Source organism: Lutibacter sp. (assembly GCF_046055765.1).
GTDB lineage: Bacteria > Bacteroidota > Bacteroidia > Flavobacteriales > Flavobacteriaceae > Lutibacter.
The window spans coordinates 1-4,059 of sequence record NZ_JASFZF010000120.1; the positions used below are offsets into that span (position 1 = coordinate 1).

5 protein-coding genes are annotated in these 4,059 nt (G+C 29.8%); 3 read left to right on the forward strand and 2 right to left on the reverse strand.

Annotated features, from left to right (window positions below; all coding sequences use genetic code 11):
• The first annotated feature begins 118 nt into the window (after nt 1-118).
• Entirely contained in the window at nt 119-1,156 is a 1,038-nt protein-coding gene (locus QM495_RS11560) for an NADP(H)-dependent aldo-keto reductase (protein ID WP_408672270.1), read from the forward strand.
• A gap of 42 nt (nt 1,157-1,198) precedes the next feature.
• Here QM495_RS11560 and QM495_RS11565 read toward each other — a convergent pair whose 3' ends face one another.
• Nucleotides 1,199-1,399: a hypothetical protein gene (locus QM495_RS11565; protein ID WP_408672271.1), complete on the reverse strand. Its 201-nt coding sequence runs from the start codon at nt 1,397-1,399 to the stop codon at nt 1,199-1,201.
• 236 nt (nt 1,400-1,635) lie between these two features.
• Nucleotides 1,636-2,604: a tryptophan--tRNA ligase gene (gene trpS, locus QM495_RS11570; RefSeq protein WP_408672272.1), complete on the reverse strand. Its 969-nt coding sequence runs from the start codon at nt 2,602-2,604 to the stop codon at nt 1,636-1,638.
• Nucleotides 2,605-2,682: 78 nt separating this feature from the next.
• Between trpS and QM495_RS11575 the strand changes: the two genes are divergently transcribed.
• Together QM495_RS11575 and QM495_RS11580 are read left to right on the forward strand one after the other, a co-directional pair.
• Entirely contained in the window at nt 2,683-3,441 is a 759-nt protein-coding gene (locus QM495_RS11575) for a lysophospholipid acyltransferase family protein (RefSeq protein ID WP_408672273.1), read from the forward strand.
• Nucleotides 3,442-3,466: 25 nt separating this feature from the next.
• On the forward strand, nt 3,467-4,059 hold a 593-nt coding region (locus QM495_RS11580; RefSeq protein WP_408672274.1), incomplete at its 3' end, for a hemolysin III family protein.

Sequence of the window (4,059 nt, forward strand, 5' to 3'; positions counted from 1 at the left end):
ATTTTTAATTTGAAAGGTTCGCTGTAACGTCTAGTTACTCTGTCATTTTTATACATATACTTGTGGTTTAGTGTATACATATTTCAGGACGGGTCAAAAACTTCAAAAAATCAAAAAAATGAAATATACCACACTACCAAACACGAATATAAAAGTGAGTAAAATTTGTTTAGGAACTATGACTTTTGGTCAGCAAAATACCGAAAATGAAGCTCATGAACAATTAAATTTTGCCGTAGAAAAAGGAATTAATTTTATTGATACTGCCGAAATGTATTCTATTCCGGGGAGAAGAGAAACTCAAGGTAGTACAGAAAGTTATATTGGTTCGTGGTTAAAAGATCAAAAAAGAGAAGATTTAATAGTGGCAACCAAAGTAACTGGCCCAAACGAATATTTTAAGTATATAAGAGAAAATTTAGGATTTTCTAAATCTGTAATTTATGATGCGATTCATAAAAGTTTAAATCGTTTACAAACTGATTATATTGATGTCTACCAATTACATTGGCCAGAAAGAAATGTAAACTTTTTTGGAAAACGAAATTATAGTCATGATTCAAATGAAAAGTGGGAAGAGAACTTTAAAGAGGTCATAGAAATATTAGATGGCTTGGTAAAAGAAGGTAAAATCCGTCATTATGGCGTTTCTAACGAAACTTCTTGGGGAGTTATGCGTCATTTAGTGGAAAGCGAAAAAAATAATTTCACTCGTTGTAAAACTATTCAAAACCCATATTCATTATTAAATAGAACTTTTGAAATTAATTTAGCTGAAGTTTCTTTACGTGAAAATGTTGGATTATTAGCATATTCACCTTTGGCATTTGGAGTATTATCTGGTAAATATTTAAATGGAAATTTACCTAAAAATTCTCGATTAAAATTATTTTCAGCGTACTCCAGATATAATAGTGAACAATCTACAATACTAACTCAAAAATATGCTGATTTAGCTAAAGAGTTAAACATAAGTTTGGCACAATTGGCATTAGCGTTTGTGAATCAGCGTGAATTTGTAACTTCAACTATTATTGGAGCAACATCTCTAGAACAATTAAAAGAAAATATTGGAAGTATTCATGTGGAACTTTCAAAAGAAATTTTCGAAGAAATTGATAGAATTCAAGAGCTACAACCCAATCCTGCACCTTAAATTATATGTAATAAATTTATTGATGTTTTTTGAATAAAAAATTTAGTTAGAATTCGCGTTGACAGGTTGAACAACAGGATCACCCAAACCACATGGAACTTCTATGTAATTATCAACAAAACTTCCTTTAATTGGATCCCATTTCGGAACGTTTTTAAATTCTGTACAATCATCTTTTGAACAATCTATAAGTAGAAACGATAAAAATAGTAAAACTAAAATTTTAGGTATAAACTTCTTCATTTTCAATTTATTTTTTATTACTGAAAGTAGACTAAAATTAACGTGCATGTATAAGATTTATACGACCTAAACTCCACCATTTCCATTAATTTTTCCTGCTCCGCCAAATATAATTTCTCCAAAGATTAGAGGCTCATTAACTTCCGTTTTTTCTTGAGAGTAAATATTCAAAGTAAAGAAAGTTATTAAAAGAATTATTATTTTTTCATATCAAAGCTCCTCATTTACGCCAACAGTTAATACCCCAATTTTGTTCTGACTCGTTGTAAAACATCAGTAGCAACTACCTTTGCTTTTTTAGCTCCAATAGCTAAAGCTTTATCAATTTCACCAAGGTTTTCCATAAAGTAATTGTAACGTTCTCTTTCTTCTGAAAATTTATCAACTAGTAATTCATAAAAAGCCTGTTTTGCGTGTCCATAACCATAATTTCCACCTTCATAATTTGCTTTCATTTCAGAAATTTGTTCAGGCGATGCTACTAATTTATATAAGGCAAATAAATTACATGTTTCAGGGTTTTTAGGATCTTCAAGCGGTGTAGAATCTGTTTTTATTTTCATAATTTGTTTACGCAGTTGTTTGTCTGGTAAAAACAAATTGATAATATTTCCGCTAGATTTACTCATTTTTCTACCATCAGTCCCGGGAACCCACATGGTGCCTTTTTGTATTTTTGCTTCAGGAGCAACCAAAGTTTCACCCATTTGATGATTAAATCGATTAGCAACATCTCTAGACATTTCTAAATGTTGTAATTGATCTTTTCCAACAGGAACAATTTTAGCATCGTACAACAAAATATCAGCAGCCATTAACATTGGGTATGTAAATAAACCAGCATTTACATCTTCTAATCTATCAGCTTTATCTTTAAAACTATGTGCTAATGTTAAACGTTGGTAAGGGAAAAAACAGCTTAAATACCAAGAAAGTTCAGTTACTTCAGGAATATCACTTTGGCGATAAAAAACCGATTTATTTACATCTAAACCAAAAGCAAGCCAAGTTGCAGCAGTACTATACGTATTTTCACGTAACTCTTTTCCGTTTTTAATTTGTGTAAGTGAGTGCATATCTGCAATAAACAAAAACGATTCATTTTTTGGATCGTTTGCCATTTTTATAGCTGGAATTATAGCTCCTAATAAGTTTCCTAAATGTGGTGTTCCAGTACTTTGAACACCTGTTAAAATTCTCGACATTTATTTAAATTTTGAAACAAAAATACATATTTCAAAAAGAAATTAAGAATAGATTTAAAATTACTATTTTTGATGTTTATGAAAATAATTAAGTACCCTTTTTACATTATTTGGAAATGTTGGTTTTTATGTTGGGTAATACTTACTTTGATTCCAATTTTTCCAGTTTTAATCATTGTAACTTCTTCAGAAAAACTGTATCCTTTCTTTTTTAAAATTGCACGAGCTTGGGCAAATACCATTCTTTTTGTGATGGGTTTTAAAATTGTTTTAGAAGAAGATCAGGTTTTGGAAAAGGAGAAAAGCTTTATGTTTTGTCCAAATCATACTTCGATGATTGATATTATGGTGATGCTTTCGGTTACTAAAAATCCATTTGTATTTGTTGGGAAAAAGGAGCTTACTAAAATTCCAATTTTTGGATTTTTTTATAAGCGTACTTGTATTTTGGTTGATAGAGGTGATACAAAAAGCAGAAAAGCTGTGTTTGATGAAGCTAGAAGAAGAATGAGTGACGGATTAGATATTTGTATTTTTCCTGAAGGATTAGTACCTGATGATGAAAGTATTATTTTGAATGAATTTAAAAGTGGCGCATTTAGGTTAGCAATAGAGCATCAAATACCAATAGTTCCAATGACTTTTTACGATTGCAAAAAACGATTATCTTACACTTTTTTTAGTGGAAGCCCAGGGAAATTACGTGTAAAAATACATAAGTTTATAAATACAGAAGGTTTAGTTTTAAAAGATTGTAACTCCATTAAAAAACAAACATTTGATGTAATTTATAATGAATTAGCAACCGATTTAAAAAATCAGAAAAAAAATACTTAAGTCTAACTTTTTTCGTTCAACTAAAATGGAAAAAAAAGAGATTACCTATTACGAACCAAAAGAAGAAAAATTTAATATTATTTCACACGCAATTGGATTGGCTTTAAGCATTGTAGCTTTAGTTTTATTGATAGTGTATGCTAGTATTTATGGTGGCGTTTGGCATATAGTTAGTTTTAGTATTTATGGAGCAAGTTTAATTGTATTATATTCAGCATCAACATTTTATCACTATGTTCAAAGTCCTAAATTAAGACATCGATTAAATATTTTCGATCACTCAGCAATTTATGTATTAATTGCAGGAACATACACGCCCTTTACGTTGGTAGTTTTAAGTGGTTGGGTTGGCTGGACAATTTTTGGTGTTTCTTGGGGATTAGCTTTGGCGGGGATAATTTTAAAACTTTTTTTTACAGGGAAGTATGATAAAATTTCAACTTATGCTTATGTTTTAATGGGTTGGGTTGTGATTTTTGCAGTAAAACCATTGGTAGAAAACTTAGCTTTTGAAGGATTAATGTGGTTATTAGCTGGTGGAATTTTTTATACGGTTGGAGCAATTTTATACAGTATTAAAAATTTAAAATACAATCATGCTATTTTTCATATTTTTGT

What these genes read in the sequence shown, in the direction of transcription:
- trpS (WP_408672272.1), bottom strand. Translation starts at nt 2,604, where the DNA reads ATGTCGAGAATTTTAACAGGTGTTCAAAGTACTGGAACACCACATTTA.
- QM495_RS11565 (WP_408672271.1), bottom strand. Translation starts at nt 1,399, where the DNA reads ATGAAGAAGTTTATACCTAAAATTTTAGTTTTACTATTTTTATCGTTT.
- QM495_RS11560 (WP_408672270.1), top strand. Translation starts at nt 119, where the DNA reads ATGAAATATACCACACTACCAAACACGAATATAAAAGTGAGTAAAATT.
- QM495_RS11575 (WP_408672273.1), top strand. Translation starts at nt 2,683, where the DNA reads ATGAAAATAATTAAGTACCCTTTTTACATTATTTGGAAATGTTGGTTT.